The organism is Roseateles violae, from assembly GCF_030410485.1.
Taxonomy (GTDB): Bacteria; Pseudomonadota; Gammaproteobacteria; order Burkholderiales; family Burkholderiaceae_C; genus Roseateles_D; species Roseateles_D violae.
In genome coordinates this window covers 353,777-368,039 of the sequence record NZ_JAUHHC010000003.1, presented here as the reverse complement: position 1 = coordinate 368,039, position 14,263 = coordinate 353,777, and the positions used below count along the sequence as shown (strand labels likewise).

General features: G+C 68.9%; 16 protein-coding genes. 12 read left to right on the top strand and 4 right to left on the bottom strand.

Going from position 1 to position 14,263, the window contains the following annotated elements; all coding sequences use genetic code 11:
- Positions 1–30 precede the first annotated feature (30 nt).
- Genes QWJ38_RS12085 through QWJ38_RS12070 form a run of 4 tightly spaced genes read left to right on the top strand, consistent with a single transcriptional unit; the run spans position 31 to position 3,942 of the window.
- Positions 31–993, top strand: coding sequence for an aspartate carbamoyltransferase catalytic subunit (locus tag QWJ38_RS12085; RefSeq protein WP_290359337.1), 963 nt, complete (start codon positions 31–33; stop codon positions 991–993).
- Positions 990–2,300 carry a dihydroorotase gene (locus QWJ38_RS12080; protein WP_290359336.1) on the top strand — a complete coding sequence of 437 codons (1,311 nt, stop codon included), beginning with the start codon at positions 990–992 and terminating at the stop codon, positions 2,298–2,300. The genes QWJ38_RS12085 and QWJ38_RS12080 overlap by 4 nt, the downstream gene beginning before the upstream one ends.
- Before the next feature lie 5 nt (positions 2,301–2,305).
- Positions 2,306–3,046, top strand: a complete 741-nt coding sequence (locus tag QWJ38_RS12075; protein WP_290359335.1) for a lysophospholipid acyltransferase family protein — start codon at positions 2,306–2,308, stop codon at positions 3,044–3,046.
- Positions 3,046–3,942, top strand: coding sequence for a ribose-phosphate diphosphokinase (locus QWJ38_RS12070; protein WP_290359334.1), 897 nt, complete (start codon positions 3,046–3,048; stop codon positions 3,940–3,942). Before QWJ38_RS12075 ends, QWJ38_RS12070 begins: the two co-directional genes overlap by 1 nt.
- On the opposite strand, the gene otnI is transcribed toward QWJ38_RS12070, so the two are convergent.
- Positions 3,892–4,689 (bottom strand): 2-oxo-tetronate isomerase, encoded by a 798-nt coding sequence (gene otnI / locus QWJ38_RS12065; RefSeq protein ID WP_290359333.1) that lies wholly within the window; start codon positions 4,687–4,689, stop codon positions 3,892–3,894. The genes QWJ38_RS12070 and otnI overlap by 51 nt on opposite strands.
- Positions 4,690–4,702: 13 nt before the next feature.
- On the bottom strand, positions 4,703–5,449 hold the full coding sequence (gpmA, locus tag QWJ38_RS12060; RefSeq protein ID WP_290359332.1) for a 2,3-diphosphoglycerate-dependent phosphoglycerate mutase: 747 nt from the start codon (positions 5,447–5,449) through the stop codon (positions 4,703–4,705).
- 98 nt (positions 5,450–5,547) lie between these two features.
- Between gpmA and QWJ38_RS12055 the strand changes: the two genes are divergently transcribed.
- The 5 genes from QWJ38_RS12055 (at position 5,548) to QWJ38_RS12035 (ending at position 8,915) form a co-directional block, all read left to right on the top strand.
- On the top strand, positions 5,548–5,958 hold the full coding sequence (locus tag QWJ38_RS12055) for a rhodanese-like domain-containing protein (RefSeq protein WP_290359331.1): 411 nt from the start codon (positions 5,548–5,550) through the stop codon (positions 5,956–5,958).
- A gap of 36 nt (positions 5,959–5,994) precedes the next feature.
- Positions 5,995–6,255, top strand: coding sequence for a glutaredoxin 3 (gene grxC / locus QWJ38_RS12050; RefSeq protein WP_290359330.1), 261 nt, complete (start codon positions 5,995–5,997; stop codon positions 6,253–6,255).
- A gap of 119 nt (positions 6,256–6,374) precedes the next feature.
- Positions 6,375–6,839: a protein-export chaperone SecB gene (secB, locus tag QWJ38_RS12045; RefSeq protein ID WP_290359329.1), complete on the top strand. Its 465-nt coding sequence runs from the start codon at positions 6,375–6,377 to the stop codon at positions 6,837–6,839.
- Positions 6,840–6,915: 76 nt separating this feature from the next.
- Entirely contained in the window at positions 6,916–7,950 is a 1,035-nt protein-coding gene (locus QWJ38_RS12040; RefSeq protein ID WP_290359328.1) for an NAD(P)H-dependent glycerol-3-phosphate dehydrogenase, read from the top strand.
- Between the two features lie 2 nt (positions 7,951–7,952).
- Positions 7,953–8,915, top strand: coding sequence for a Bug family tripartite tricarboxylate transporter substrate binding protein (locus tag QWJ38_RS12035; protein WP_290359327.1), 963 nt, complete (start codon positions 7,953–7,955; stop codon positions 8,913–8,915).
- On the opposite strand, the gene QWJ38_RS12030 is transcribed toward QWJ38_RS12035, so the two are convergent.
- Positions 8,916–9,386, bottom strand: coding sequence for a tRNA (cytidine(34)-2'-O)-methyltransferase (locus tag QWJ38_RS12030; RefSeq protein WP_290359326.1), 471 nt, complete (start codon positions 9,384–9,386; stop codon positions 8,916–8,918).
- Positions 9,387–9,410: 24 nt separating this feature from the next.
- Positions 9,411–10,163, bottom strand: coding sequence for a ComF family protein (locus QWJ38_RS12025; RefSeq protein WP_290359325.1), 753 nt, complete (start codon positions 10,161–10,163; stop codon positions 9,411–9,413).
- A gap of 24 nt (positions 10,164–10,187) precedes the next feature.
- On the opposite strand from QWJ38_RS12025, the gene QWJ38_RS12020 reads away from it, so the two are divergent.
- The 3 genes from QWJ38_RS12020 (at position 10,188) to ctaD (ending at position 14,236) form a co-directional block, all read left to right on the top strand.
- Positions 10,188–11,132, top strand: a complete 945-nt coding sequence (locus QWJ38_RS12020; RefSeq protein ID WP_290359324.1) for a methyltransferase domain-containing protein — start codon at positions 10,188–10,190, stop codon at positions 11,130–11,132.
- 261 nt (positions 11,133–11,393) lie between these two features.
- Positions 11,394–12,575, top strand: a complete 1,182-nt coding sequence (gene coxB, locus QWJ38_RS12015; RefSeq protein ID WP_434063981.1) for a cytochrome c oxidase subunit II — start codon at positions 11,394–11,396, stop codon at positions 12,573–12,575.
- Positions 12,576–12,610: 35 nt separating this feature from the next.
- The gene (gene ctaD / locus QWJ38_RS12010) at positions 12,611–14,236 is read left to right on the top strand and encodes a cytochrome c oxidase subunit I (RefSeq protein WP_290359322.1); all 1,626 of its coding nucleotides are present in this window, start codon (positions 12,611–12,613) and stop codon (positions 14,234–14,236) included.
- Positions 14,237–14,263 lie beyond the last annotated feature (27 nt).

Here is a 14,263-nt window from a genome sequence, read left to right as displayed (position 1 = left end):
CCCTTGGGGCGGCCCGGCGGGAGTCCTGACATGCTGAGCAAACGCAATCCCCAGCTGAACAAGCATGGCGAGCTGATCCACCTGCTGTCGATCGAGGGCCTGCCGCAGGCGGTGATCCATCAGATCCTGGACACCGCCGGCACCTTTCTGTCGGTCAACGACCGCGAGGTCAAGAAGGTGCCGCTGCTGCGCGGCAAGTCGGTCTTCAATCTGTTCTTCGAGAACAGCACGCGCACCCGCACGACCTTCGAGATCGCCGCCAAGCGCCTGTCGGCCGATGTGATCAACCTCGACATCGCGCGCAGCTCGACGGCCAAGGGCGAGACCCTGCTGGACACGGTGGCCAATCTGTCGGCCATGCATGCGGACATGTTCGTCGTGCGCCACAGCGAATCGGGCGCGCCCTATCTGATCGCCCAGCATTGCGCGCCCCATGTGCATGTGGTCAACGCCGGCGACGGCCGCCATGCGCATCCGACGCAGGGCCTGCTGGACATGTACACGATCCGGCACTTCAAGAAGGATTTCCGCAATCTGACGGTGGCCATCGTCGGCGACATCGTGCACAGCCGCGTCGCCCGCTCGGACATCCATGCGCTGAACATCCTGGGCGTGCCCGAGATCCGCGCGGTCGGTCCCAAGACCCTGGTGCCGGGCGATTTGCGCGAGATGGGCGTGCGGGTCTGCCACGACATGGCCGAGGGCATCCGCGACGCCGACGTGATCATCATGCTGCGCCTGCAGAACGAGCGCATGAGCGGTGCGATGCTGCCCAGCGCCGGCGAGTTCTTCAAGAACTTCGGCCTGACGCCGGAGAAGCTGGCGCTGGCCAAGCCGGATGCGATCGTCATGCACCCGGGCCCGATCAACCGCGGCGTAGAGATCGCCTCCGACGTGGCAGACGGCAAGCAGAGCGTGATCCTGCCCCAGGTCACCTTCGGCATCGCCGTGCGCATGGCGGTGATGAGCATCCTCGCAGGAAACGAAGCATGAAGATCTTGATCAAGGGCGGCCGGCTGATCGACCCGGCCTCGGGCCTGGACAAGCTGGGCGATCTGGCGATCGCCGGCGGCCTCATCGTCGCGCTGGGCCAGGTGCCGGCCGATTTCGAGCCGGCGCGCACCATCGATGCCACGGGCCTGGTCGTCGCGCCGGGCCTCGTGGACCTGGCCGCGCGCCTGCGCGAGCCGGGCCACGAGCACGAAGGCATGCTGGAAAGCGAGCTGAACGCGGCCGCGGCCGGCGGCGTCACCAGCCTCGTCTGCCCGCCCGACACCGACCCGGCGCTGGACGAACCGGGCCTGGTCGAGATGCTGAAGTTCCGCGCCCGCAAGCTGAGCCTGTGCCGGCTCTTTCCGCTGGGCGCGCTGACCAAGAACCTGGGCGGCGAATCGCTGACCGAGATGGCCGAGCTGACCGAGGCCGGCTGTGTCGGCTTCTCGCAGGCCGAGGCGCCGGTGCGCGACACCCTGGTGCTGGCGCGCGCGCTGCAGTACGCGGCGACCTATGACTACACGGTCTGGCTGCGCCCGCAGGACGCTTGGCTGTCCGGCGGCGTCGCCGCCAGCGGCGCGGTCGCCACCCGCCTGGGCCTGTCCGGCGTGCCGGTGATGGCCGAGACGGTGGCCCTGCATACCATCTTCGAGCTGATGCGCTCGACCGGCGCGCGCGTGCACCTGTGCCGCATCTCCAGCGCGGCGGGCGTCGAGCTGATCCGCGCGGCGAAGAAAGAAGGGCTGAAGCTGACGGCCGATGTGTCGATCAACTCGCTGCATCTGACCGATGTCGACATCGGCTACTTCAACCCGGCGATGCGGGTGACGCCGCCGCTGCGCCAGCAGCGCGACAGGGATGCCTTGCGCGCTGCGCTTGCCGACGGCACGATCGACGCCCTGGTCAGCGACCATATGCCGGTCGCCGCCGACGAGAAGAACGTGCCCTTCGCCGAGGCGACGCCCGGCGCCACCGGCCTGGAGCTGCTCCTGAGCCTGGCGCTGCGCTGGGCCGAGGACCAGCAGCTGCCGCTGGCGCGCGCGCTGGCCGTGATCACCGCCGAGCCGGTTAAGGTGCTGGGCCATGCGCTCGGTTCGCTGTCGGCCAGCGCCGGCCGCCTGGTCGAGGGCGGCGTCGCCGATGTCTGCGTGTTCGATCCCAAGTCCAGCTGGGCGGTCGCGCCGGAGCGCCTGTGCAGCCAGGGCAAGCACACGCCCTTCGCCTTCGAGATCAGCGGCTTCGAGCTGCCGGCGCGCGTGCGTCACACGCTGGTGGCCGGACATCTGGCCCATTCCAGCGCGGACTGAAGCGCATGCGCCGCAGCCTGATCGCCATCGGGCGGCTCCTGCGCCTGAGCGTGCATGTGCTGCATGGCCTGGCCCTGGTCAAGCTGCGCTTCGGCGCGCTCGACGGGCCTGGCCGCCAGGGCCATATCCGCTGGTGGTCGGCGCGTACCTTGAGCATCCTGGGCATCGAGCTGCAGAGCGAGGGAAGGGTGGAGGCCGGCCCCAAGCTGCTGGTCGCCAACCATGTGTCCTGGCTGGACATCGCCGTCGTCCACGCGGTGATGCCGGAGGCGCGCTTCGTCTCCAAGGCGGCGATCAAGGACTGGCCCCTGCTCGGCTCCCTGGTCGACGGCGCCGGTACCTTGTACCTGGAGCGCAGCAGCAAGCGCGATGCGCTGAAGGTCGTGCACCAGGCGGCCGAGGCCTTGCGCGCCGGCGACACGGTCGCCTTCTTTCCCGAGGGCACGACCGGGCCGGGCCCGCAGCTGCTGCCTTTCCATGGCAATCTGCTGCAGGCGGCGATCGCTTCCGGCGTGCCGGTGCAGCCGCTGATGCTGCGCTGGCATGAGCCCGGCGCGCGCTTCAGTCCGGCCGCGCGATTCATCGGCGAGACGACCCTGGTGCAAAGCCTGTGGCAGATCGTCTGCGCGCGCGGCCTGGCCGTTCAACTGCAACTGCTGCCGGTGCAGGCCACGCAGGACGCCGAGCGCCGCGCGCTGGCCGAGTCGCTGCGCAGCCGCCTGGCGACCGCCCTGGAGACCGCCTGATGCGCCTGCTGCTGGCCTTCGACGACGAACTGGCGCTGGCGCAGCAGCTGGCCGCCGAACTGGGCTGCCCGCTGCACACGATACAGCGCCATACCTTCCCCGATGGGGAGATGCGTCTGGTGCTGCCCAAGCCGCTGCCCGAGCACGTGGTGCTCTTGCGCGGCCTTCAGCAGCCCAACGACAAGCTGGTCGAACTGATGATCGCCGCACCGACCGCGCGCGAGCTCGGCGCCAAGCGCCTGCTGCTGGTCACGCCCTATCTGGCCTATATGCGCCAGGACATGGAGTTCACGCCGGGCGAGGCGGTCAGCCAGCGCCATATCGCGCGGCTGCTGAGCCAGCACTTCGATGCGCTGATCACCGTCGACCCGCATCTTCACCGCATCGCCAGCCTCGACGAGGTGATGCCGGCGGGGCAGGGCCGGGCCTTGTCGGCGGCGCCGCTGCTGGGGCGCTGGATCGCGCAGCAGCGGCCCGGTGCCTTGCTGATCGGGCCGGACGAAGAGTCGGCCCAGTGGGTGGCCGAGGCGGCCGCGGCGGCGGGCCTCGCGCATGCGGTCGGCCGCAAGCTGCGCCAGGGCGATCACCAGGTGCAGCTGGCCCTGCCCGAGGTGGAGGTGGCCGGCCGTCCGGTCGTGCTGCTTGACGATATGGCCTCGACCGGCCGCACCCTGGTCGGCGCGGCCGAGCAGCTGCTGGTGCGCGGCGCGGCCAGTATCGATGTGGCCGTCACCCATGCGCTGTTCAATGGCGATGCGCTGCTGGCGCTGCGCGCGGCCGGCGTCGGCGCGATCTGGAGCGCCAACACCGTGCCCCATGCCAGCAATGCGGTTTCGATCGCGCCGCTACTGGCGCGCGCCGTCGATGAAGCGCTGCAGCCAGGCCAGGCCGGCTGAGGTGCCGGCCCGCGGCCGGTACTCGCAGCCGACATGGCCGGCATAGCCCAGCCGGTCCAGCAGATCGAGCAGGTAGTCGACGCGCAGCTCGCCCTCGTCGGGCTCCTGCCGATCGGGCACGCCGGCCAGCTGCACATGCTCGAGCACGCCGGCGGCGATCGCGCGGCGCAGCTTGGTGGCCACATCGCCCTCGACGATCTGGCAGTGGTACCAGTCCATCTGCAGGCCGACGTTGGGCGCGGCCAGCGCGGCGAGCAGCTCCAGCGCCTGGTCCTGCCGGTTGAGGAAATAGCCGGGCATGTCGCGCGCGTTGATGGGCTCGATGCACAGCCGCAAGTCCATCCGCGCCGCGGCCTCGGCGGCCCAGCGCAGGTTGTCCAGCCAGAGGGGCTTCAGCACGCTGCGCGAGGACTCGCGCGCGACGATGCCCGACATGATGTGCACGCGCGGGCAGGCGATCGCCCGCGCATAGGCCAGCGCCTGCTCGACGCTGGCGCGGAATTCGGCCTCGCGGCCGGGCAGGCAGGCCAGGCCGCGCTCGCCGGCCGCAAAATCGCCCGGCGGCGCATTGATCAGCACCGCCTGCAGGCCATGGCGCTGCAACAGCGCGGCGACTTCGGCCGCCGGATGCTCGTAGGGAAAGAGGATCTCGACGGCCTCGAAGCCGTCGCGCGCCGCCGCCTCGAAACGGTCCGCGAAGGCATGCTCCATATAGAGCAGGCTGAGGTTCGCGGCGAATCGAGGCATGGCGCGCTCTCGTCTAGGCCTTCTTGCCCTGATTGGCCACCGCGGCAGCGGCCTTCGCGGCCGCCTCGGCGTCGCCGAGGTAGTAGCTCTTGATCGGCTTCAAGTCGGCGTCGAGCTCGTAGACCAGCGGGATGCCGTTCGGGATGTTGAGGCCGACGATCTCGTCGTCGCCGATGCCGTCGAGGTACTTGACCAGGGCGCGGATGCTGTTGCCGTGGGCGGCGATGACGACGCGCTTGCCGAGCTTGATCGCCGGCGCGACCGAGTCGTTCCAGAAGGGCAGCACGCGCGCCACCGTGTCCTTCAGGCATTCGGTCAGCGGGATGTCGGCCGGATTCATCTTGGCGTAGCGGATGTCGCCGCGCTCGCTGCGGGGATCGTTCGATTCCAGCGGCGGCGGCGGCGTGTCGTAGCTGCGGCGCCAGACCAGCACCTGCTCGTCGCCATACTGCTTGGCCGTCTCGGCCTTGTTCAGGCCCTGCAGCGCGCCGTAGTGGCGCTCGTTCAGGCGCCAGCTGTGCACGACCGGCAGCCAGGTGCGGTCCATCTGGTCCAGGCAGTGCCACAGCGTCCAGACGGCGCGCTTGAGCACCGAGGTGTAGGCGACATCGAAGTCCAGGCCGGCTTCCTTGATCAGGCGGCCGGCCTGCTTGGCCTGCTCGACGCCGGTGGCGGTCAGGTCGACATCGGTCCAGCCGGTGAAACGGTTTTCGAGATTCCAGGTCGATTCGCCGTGGCGAATGAGGACGAGCTTGTACATGAAGGAGCTTGTTTGGAGGCCGCACGACGCAGGCCCGACGGATTCTATCGGGCAGGCCTTTCTATAATCCGCCGTTTCATCCCACCGACGGACCCGCCTTGAAATTCCTGCTCGACAACTGGATCCTGATCCTCGCCGCCATCACCTCCGGTGGTTTCCTGCTGTGGCCGAGCCTAGCCCGCGGCGGCCGCGGCGCGGCGCTGACGACGGCCGAGGCGGTGCGCCTGGTCAATCGCGAGAAGGCCCTGTTCATCGATGTCAGCGAGCCGGCCGAGTTCGCCGCCGGCCATGTTGCCGGCGCGCGCAACATCCCGCTAGCATCGCTGGAGGGCCACAAGTCGCTGCCCTCGAACAAGACCCTGCCTCTGGTGCTGGTGTGCGCCAGCGGCGCACGCGCGGCGCGGGCCGCTGGCATATTGCGCAAGCAGGGCTATGAAAAGGCCCAGCCGCTGGCCGGTGGCCTGGCCGCCTGGCGCGAAGCCAATCTGCCGGTCGAGAAGAGCGCCTGAGGCCGGCGCGCCGTTTGAACAAAGAGTGAGTTGTCGATGCGAAGCGTGAAGATGTACACCACCCTGGTCTGCCCCTACTGCATCCGGGCCAAGAGCCTGCTGAAGCAGCGCGGCGTCGAGCAGATCGATGAGGTGCGCGTCGACCTGAACCCCGGGGAACGTGACGCGATGATCGCGCTGACCGGGCGCCGCACGGTGCCGCAGATCTTCATCGGCGACACCCATGTCGGCGGCTGCGACGAGCTGATCGCGCTCGACCAGCGCGGCGGCCTGCAGCCCCTGCTCCAGGGCGCATGATCCGGGCCTTGCGAATTCAAGAGGGGATAGACCCCAGCAGGCCCGCCAAGGCCTGTGCGTCATAATCGGCGCGCCGCCCGCAGCCTGGTCTGACGGGCTTCACTATTTGAAAGCACCCCATGTCCGACGAGACCAACACCCCCGTGTTCCAGATCCAGCGCATGTACCTGAAGGACCTGTCGCTGGAGCAGCCGAACGCGCCGCAGATCCTGCTGGAGCAGACCCAGCCGCAGGTCGACATCAATCTGGCCCTGGCCGCCGAGCCGATCGCCGAGGGCATGTTCGAGGTCAACGTGACCGCCACCGTGACGACCAAGGTCGGCGAGAAGACCCTGTTCCTGATCGAGGCCAAGCAGGCCGGCATCTTCGAGATCCGCAATGTGCCGCAGGAGCAGCTGGAGGGCATCCTCGGCATCGTCTGCCCGCAGATGGTCTACCCCTACCTGCGCGCCGTGGTCTCCGACGTCTGCACCCGCGCCGGCTTCCCGCCGGTGCTGCTGAGCGAAGTCAATTTCCAGGCCATGTTCGAGGCGCGCCAGGCGCAGATCGACGCGGCCGCCGCCGGCAGCGCGACGGTCAACTGATCGCGACCGGCCTTCGAGCCATGACGCGCCCCGAAGCAGCGGATCTGCGGCGGGGCGCGTTCTTCATTGAGCGAGCATGAAGATCAGCATATTGGGCGCCGGCGCCTGGGGCACGGCGCTGGCGGTGCAGGCCGCGCAATCGGCCGCCGGCCATCGCGTGCTGCTGTGGGCGCGCGACGCGCAGGCCGCGGCGACGATGGCCGCGACGCGGCGCAACACCCATTACCTGCCCGAGGCCGAGCTGCCCGCCGCGCTGGCGCTAACCAGTGATCTGGCCGCCGCGGTCGCGCATGGCGACGATGCCGGCCAGGGCCTGATCATCGTCGCCACGCCGATGGCGGCGCTGCGCGCGCTGCTGGCCCAGCTGCCCGACGGCGCGCGTGTGCTGTGGCTTTGCAAGGGCTTCGAGGCCGGCAGCGGTCTCTTGGGCCACGAGATCGCGCGCGAGGTGCAGCCGCGGCTGCGCGTGGGCATTCTGTCGGGCCCCAGCTTCGCGCAGGAGGTCGCGGCCGGCCAGCCGACGGCCCTGGTCGCCGCCAGCGAGGATGAGGCGCTGGCCCAGGCCGCCGTCCAGGCCTTCCACGGCGAGCGGCTGCGCGTCTACACCTCGGCCGATCCGGTCGGCGTCGAGGTCGGCGGCGCGGTCAAGAACGTGCTGGCGATCGCCGTCGGCACGGCCGACGGCCTGCGCCTGCGCGCCGAGGCTGCCGGTGATGTCGCCAATGCGCCGGGCCTGAATGCGCGTGCCGCGCTGATCACCCGCGGCCTGGCCGAGATGCTGCGCCTGGGCCTGAGCCTGGGGGCGCGGGCCGAGACCTTCATGGGCCTGTCGGGCATCGGCGATCTGGTGCTGACCGCCACCGGCGATCTGTCGCGCAACCGCCGTGTCGGCCTGCTGCTGGCCGAAGGCAAGCCGCTGGCGCAGATCCTGGCCGAGCTCGGCCATGTGGCCGAGGGCGTCTACAGCGCGCCGACCGTGCTGGCGCGGGCGCGCGAGCGCGGCGTCGACATGCCGATCACCGAGGCCGTCGTCGCGGTGCTGGACGGCCGCCTGAGCGCGGTCGCGGCGATCGATCGGCTGATGGGGCGCCAGGCGCGGGCGGAGCATTGAGGATGCGGCGCCGCGAACTGCTGCTTGCCGGCGCGGCGCTGCCCTTGCCGGCGCTGGCCCAGGCCTGGCCCTCGCGGCCGATCAAGCTGGTCGTGCCCTTCCCGGGCGGCAGCTCGCCGGACCTGATCGCGCGCGCCGTCGCCGAACCCTTGGCGCAGCGTCTGGGTCAGGCCATCGTCATCGACAACCGGCCCGGCGCCGGCGGCAATATCGGCACCGGCGTCGTCGCCAATTCGGCGCCCGACGGCTACACGCTGCTGTTCACGATCCAGGGCCCGCTGGTGACGGCACCGCTCCTCAACAAGCAGCTGCCCTACGACCCGGCCAAGGAGCTGCAGCCGATCAGCCTGGTCGCCAGTTCGCCGAACGTGCTGGTCGTCGACCCGCGGCTGGGCGTGAAGACGCTGGCCGATTTCGTGCGACTGGCCAAGTCCAGCGGCGGCGCGCTGAACTACGGCAGCGTCGGCAACGGCAGCGCCGCGCATCTGGCGATGGAGCTGTTCAAGACCCGCGCCGGCGTCGCGCTGACCCATGTGCCTTACCAGGGCTTCCCGCAGGTCGTCAACGCGATCCTGGCCGGCCAGGTGCAGGCCGGCTTCATGGTGCCCGGCATCGCGATCGGCCAGATCAAGGCCGGCAAGCTGCTGGCCCTGGGCGTGACCAGTCTGGGCCGTAGCGCCGCCCTGCCCGAACTGCCGACCCTGGCCGAGCAGGGCTTTGCCGGCTTCGAGGCGATCTCCTGGCAGGCGGTGCTGGCGCCGATGGGGACGCCGCCGGCCATCGTCGAGCGACTGTCCGCCGAGCTGGTGCGAATCATCCGCAGCGACGAGGTGCGCAGCAAGATGCTGGCCCAGTACTTCAGCGCCTCGGCGACCTCGCCCGAGGGCCTGGCCCAGCTGATGGGCAGCGAGCGACGCCGCTGGGCGGCCGTGATCAAAGCCGCCGGCGTGAGCGCCGACTATTGATCAGCCGCCGCCGGCGTAGCCGTTCTGCCGCCAGGCATCGAAGACCGCGACGGCGACGCTGTTGCTGAGATTCAGGCTGCGCTGGCCCGGCCGCATCGGCAGGCGCACGCGCTGGCCCTCCGGGAAGCGCTCGCGCAGCTCGGGCGCCAGGCCGGCGGTCTCGGAGCCGAAGACCAGGTAGTCGCCCGGCCGCCAGGCCATCTCGCCCAGCGGCCGGCTGCCGCGCGTGGTGAAGGCGAACAGGCGTGCCGGATCGGGCCGCGCGCTGGCGAGAAAGGCCTCCCAGTTCGCATGCCGCTGCAGCGGCGCGTACTCGTGATAGTCGAGGCCCGCGCGCTGCAGCAGCTTGTCTTCCATCGAGAAGCCCAGCGGTTCGATCAGGTGCAGGGTGCAGCCGGTGTTGGCGGCCAGGCGGATGATGTTGCCGGTGTTGGGCGGGATCTCCGGCTGGACCAGGACGATGTGGAACATGAAGAAGGGGAAAGGGCAGGGGCGCTAGTTTTCGGTTTCCGGCGTGCGCGCGACGACCCAGGCCTGCACGTCGGCGACCCCGGCCTGGCGCAGCACGCGGGCCAGTTCGAACAGGGTCGCGCCGCTGGTCATCACATCGTCGAGCAGCACGACGCGGCGGCCGTGCAGGCGCGCGGCGTGGCTCGGGTCGACCGCGAAGGCACCCTTGACATTGGCCGCGCGCACCGCGTACGGCAGCTGCGCCTGCTGCGAGGTCTCGCGCACGCGCAGCAGCATATCCGCTTCGCAGCGCAGCTTGTGCCGCCGCGCCAGGCTGCGTGCCAGCTCCCAGCTCTGGTTGTAGCCGCGCTCGCGCTGGCGCTTCAGGGCCAGCGGCACCGGCAGCAGCCAGTCCGGCTTGAGCGCCTCGGCGACCAGCAGCGCCTGGCGCAGGCGGTCGAGCAGGGTCTCGCGCAACTCGATCGCCTGGTGGAATTTGTAGTGCTGCAAGAGCCCGTCCCAGGGGAAGGCGTAATCCAGCGCGGCAATCGTGCGCGACAAGGGCGGCGGCTCGCGCAGGCAGCGGCCGCATTTGGGATGGCGGTGGCCGATGCGCTCCAGCGGCAGCCGCGCGGCGCAGGTCCAGCAACGCGGCACCGGCCGCGCATAGCGCATCAGGCAGTCGCTGCACACATGCTGCTCCGACCAGCTGCGGCAGACCGCGCATTGGCCGGGACAGCGCATCAGCACCCGTTCGACGAAGGCGGGTTTGGAACTGCTCAGGGGACGCGCCGACATGCGCGTCAATATACTGCCGCCCTCATGTCCGATCCGGCCGCCATCCCCCCTAAGTCTTCCGACGCCCCGGCCGCTGCGCCGCCGCGTCCGCAGCAGCTCGATCCGCGCGCGCTGCGCCAGCAGGCCAGCCGCCTGGCGCGCAGCGAAACGCCGCCCTGGCTGCATGCCGAGGTCGCGCAGCGCATGGCCGAGCGTCTGGCCATCATCAAGCAGCAGCCGCGCCGGGTGCTGCAATGGTCGGCCTTTCTCGGCGCCGGCGGCGCCGCGCTGGCCAGCGCCTATCCGCAGGCCGAGCAGCTCTGCGTCGAGCCGCTGCCGGCGCTGCTGGCACGCAGCCAGGCGACCCACAAGCGCAGCTGGCTGCGCACCTTGCAGGGGCGCTCGCGCACGCGCGTGCTGGCCGCCGGCGAGGCGCTGGAGGCGCCGGTCGAGCTGGTCTGGGCCAATATGGCGTTGCATGGCTGCGTCGATCCGCCGGCGGTGCTGGCCGAGTGGCAGGCGGCGCTGGCGGTCGATGGTTTCCTGATGTTCTCCTGCCTCGGGCCGGACAGCTTTGTCGAGCTGCGACCGCTGTACGCCCAGCTGGGCTGGGGGCGGCCCGCGCCCGACTGGTGGGATATGCACGATATCGGCGACCTGCTGGTGGCGGCAGGCTTCGCCGATCCGGTGATGGACCAGGAGCGCATCAGCCTGAGCTGGGGCGAGCCCGAGGCGCTGCTGCGCGATCTGCGTGCGCTGGGCGGCAATCTCGCGCCGCAGCGCTTTGCCGGGTTGCGCGGGCGCACCTGGCGGGCGGCGCTCTTGCAGGCGCTGGAGCGGCTGCGCGGTTCCGATGGCCGCCTGCGCCTGAGCCTGGAGATCGTCTACGGCCATGCCTTCAAGCCGGCGCCGAAGCCGCGCCTGCAGGCCGAGACCCAGGTTTCGCTCGATCAGATGCGCGAGATGGTCCGCCGGCCGCACAAGCGCTGAGCGCCGCGCGGCACCCGGCGACGCTCAAAGACGACATTGAACCGGCGAGTCGCCGAGCCTGGGCTAAAATCCGCCGCCGATCAGAATTCCCGCCTCATACGGAGCGGGAAGGGCCTCTCGGACGAGGCGTGCGCCGGCTCGGATGACCGGGTGCGACGGGGGCGATGGGCGAGATGCGATGAATGCTGCGGCAGCGGACCGGGTTCGCTGCCGCATTGTTCGTGGGTTGAATTTGAAACAGAAGTGACGACCATGATGATGATGAACGCACGAGTGCATCAAGCCGGACGCCGGCTGGGGCAGGCGGCGCTGGCAGCCGCTGCCACGCTGTCGGCCCAGGCCGCGCTGGCGGTGAACGACCTGCCCGGAGGACCGGCGGTCAACCAGATCAATCTGCACCCGCCGGTCACGCAGATCGCCGCGAGCCAGATGTGGTTGCACAACTTCATGCTGGTCATCTGCCTGGTCATCTTCTTCGCCGTGTTCGGCGTGATGTTCTATTCGATCTTCAAGCACCGCAAGAGCAAGGGCGCCGTGTCGGCGACCTTCCACGAAAGCGTGGCGGTCGAGATCGCCTGGACCGTCGTGCCCTTCGTGATCGTGATCCTGATGGCCCTGCCGGCCACCAAGGTCGTCGTCGCGATGAAGGACACCACCAACGCCGACCTCACCATCAAGGCCACCGGCTACCAGTGGAAGTGGGGTTACGACTACCTGAAGGGCGAGGGCGAGGGCATCGGCTTCCTGGCCACGCTGGACGCCGCGCAGCGCGAGATGTCCGATTCGGGCAAGCCGGACCTGAACACCGACAACTACCTGCTGAAGGTCGACAACCCGCTGGTCGTGCCGGTCAACAAGAAGGTGCGCATCATCACCACCGCCAACGACGTGATCCACGCCTGGATGGTGCCGGCCTTCGGCGTCAAGCAGGATGCGATCCCCGGCTTCGTGCGCGACACCTGGTTCAAGGCCGAGAAGGTCGGCGACTACTACGGCCAGTGCGCCGAGTTGTGCGGCAAGGAACACGCCTACATGCCCATCCATGTGAAGGTGGTGTCCGCCGAGGACTACAGCAAGTGGGTGGACGGCAAGAAGAAGGAAATGGCCGCCAAGGCCGACGATCCGAGCAAGGTCTGGGAACTCAGCCCGCTGATGGCCCGCGGCGAGAAGGTCTATGCCGCCAACTGCGCGGTCTGCCACAAGCCCGACGGCAAGGGCGCCGGCCCGATCAAGGCGCTGGACGGCTCGCCCATCGTGCAGTCCGACGACAAGAGCAAGCAGATCCACATCGTGCTGAACGGCGCCAACAACGGCGCGATGCCCTCGTGGAAGGCGCTGGGCGATACCGATATCGCCGCCGTCATCACCTACACGAAGAACAGCTGGTCCAACAAGACCGGCCAGCTGGTGCAGCCCGCCGAAATCCAGGCCGAGCGCAAGTAATCGAACGTCAAGAATCGTCGGAATAAGGAATCAACATGAGTGCAGTGCTTGACCATCACGGTCATGACGTTCATGACCACCACGATGACCACCACGCCCCGACCGGCTGGCGGCGCTGGGTGTTCGCCACCAACCACAAGGACATCGGGACGCTGTACCTGCTGTTCTCGTTCACGATGCTGATGATCGGCGGCATCCTCGCGCTGCTGATCCGCGCCGAGCTGTTCCAGCCCGGCCTGCAGTTCGTCAATCCGGAACTGTTCAACCAGTTCACGACGATGCACGGCCTGATCATGGTGTTCGGCGCCATCATGCCGGCCTTCGTCGGCTTCGCGAACTGGATGCTGCCGCTGCAGATCGGCGCCTCCGACATGGCCTTCGCGCGGATGAACAACTTCAGCTTCTGGCTGATGATCCCGGCCGCCATCATGCTGGTCGCCAGCTTCTTCATGCCAGGCGGCGCCCCCGCCGCCGGCTGGACGCTGTACGCGCCGCTGACCCTGCAGATGGGTCCGTCGATGGATGCCGGCATCTTCGCGATGCACATCCTCGGCGCCTCGTCCATCATGGGTTCGATCAACATCATCGTCACCATCCTGAACATGCGCGCGCCGGGCATGACCCTGATGAAGATGCCGATGTTCGCCTGGACCTGGCTGATCACCGCCTACCTGCTGATCGCCGTGATGCCGGTGCTCGCCGGCGCCATCACGATGACGCTGACCGACCGTCACTTCGGCACCAGCTTCTTCAGCCCGGCCGGCGGCGGCGACCCGGTGATGTACCAGCACATCTTCTGGTTCTTCGGCCACCCCGAGGTCTACATCATGATCTTGCCGGCCTTCGGCATCGTCAGCCAGATCGTGCCGGCCTTCGCCCGCAAGCGGCTGTTCGGCTACGCCTCGATGGTCTACGCGACCGCCTCGATCGCGATCCTGTCCTTCATCGTCTGGGCCCACCATATGTTCGCCACCGGCATGCCGGTGACGGGCCAGCTGTTCTTCATGTACGCGACCATGCTGATCGCGGTGCCCACCGGCGTGAAGATCTTCAACTGGCTGGCCACGATGTGGCGCGGTTCGATGACCTTCGAGGTCCCGATGCTGTGGGCCGTCGGCTTCATCTTCGTGTTCACGATGGGCGGCTTCACCGGCCTGATCTGCGCGATGGCCCCGGTCGACATCCAGATCCAGGACACCTACTACGTCGTCGCCCACTTCCACTACGTGCTGGTGGCCGGCTCGCTGTACGCGCTGTTCGCCGGCGTCTACTACTGGGGTCCGAAGTGGAGCGGCGTGATGTTCTCGGAGACGCGTGGCAAGATCCACTTCTGGGGCTCGCTGATTTTCTTCAACGTCACCTTCTTCCCGATGCACTTCCTGGGTCTGGCCGGCATGCCGCGTCGCTATGCCGACTACCCGCTGCAGTTCGCCGACTTCAACATGATCGCGTCGATCGGCGCCTTCGGTTTCGGCCTGATGCAGGTCTACTTCTTCCTCTTCGTCGTCGTCCCGATGATGCGCGGCAAGGGCGAGAAGGCCCCGCAGAAGCCCTGGGAAGCGGCCGAAGGCCTGGAGTGGGAAGTGCCGTCGCCGGCGCCCTTCCACACCTTTGAAAACCCGCCGAAGCTGGATCGCACCGCGACCAAGATCGTCGGCTGATCGAGCGATCGATCGCGAAGCAGTAGC

Bases quoted from the DNA above. Each gene is read 5' to 3' on its own strand.
- QWJ38_RS12085 (WP_290359337.1), top strand. From the start codon at position 31: ATGCTGAGCAAACGCAATCCCCAGCTGAACAAGCATGGCGAGCTGATC.
- QWJ38_RS12080 (WP_290359336.1), top strand. From the start codon at position 990: ATGAAGATCTTGATCAAGGGCGGCCGGCTGATCGACCCGGCCTCGGGC.
- QWJ38_RS12075 (WP_290359335.1), top strand. From the start codon at position 2,306: ATGCGCCGCAGCCTGATCGCCATCGGGCGGCTCCTGCGCCTGAGCGTG.
- QWJ38_RS12070 (WP_290359334.1), top strand. From the start codon at position 3,046: ATGCGCCTGCTGCTGGCCTTCGACGACGAACTGGCGCTGGCGCAGCAG.
- otnI (WP_290359333.1), bottom strand. From the start codon at position 4,689: ATGCCTCGATTCGCCGCGAACCTCAGCCTGCTCTATATGGAGCATGCC.
- gpmA (WP_290359332.1), bottom strand. From the start codon at position 5,449: ATGTACAAGCTCGTCCTCATTCGCCACGGCGAATCGACCTGGAATCTC.
- grxC (WP_290359330.1), top strand. From the start codon at position 5,995: ATGCGAAGCGTGAAGATGTACACCACCCTGGTCTGCCCCTACTGCATC.
- secB (WP_290359329.1), top strand. From the start codon at position 6,375: ATGTCCGACGAGACCAACACCCCCGTGTTCCAGATCCAGCGCATGTAC.
- QWJ38_RS12040 (WP_290359328.1), top strand. From the start codon at position 6,916: ATGAAGATCAGCATATTGGGCGCCGGCGCCTGGGGCACGGCGCTGGCG.
- QWJ38_RS12035 (WP_290359327.1), top strand. From the start codon at position 7,953: ATGCGGCGCCGCGAACTGCTGCTTGCCGGCGCGGCGCTGCCCTTGCCG.
- QWJ38_RS12030 (WP_290359326.1), bottom strand. From the start codon at position 9,386: ATGTTCCACATCGTCCTGGTCCAGCCGGAGATCCCGCCCAACACCGGC.
- QWJ38_RS12025 (WP_290359325.1), bottom strand. From the start codon at position 10,163: ATGTCGGCGCGTCCCCTGAGCAGTTCCAAACCCGCCTTCGTCGAACGG.
- QWJ38_RS12020 (WP_290359324.1), top strand. From the start codon at position 10,188: ATGTCCGATCCGGCCGCCATCCCCCCTAAGTCTTCCGACGCCCCGGCC.
- coxB (WP_434063981.1), top strand. From the start codon at position 11,394: ATGAACGCACGAGTGCATCAAGCCGGACGCCGGCTGGGGCAGGCGGCG.
- ctaD (WP_290359322.1), top strand. From the start codon at position 12,611: ATGAGTGCAGTGCTTGACCATCACGGTCATGACGTTCATGACCACCAC.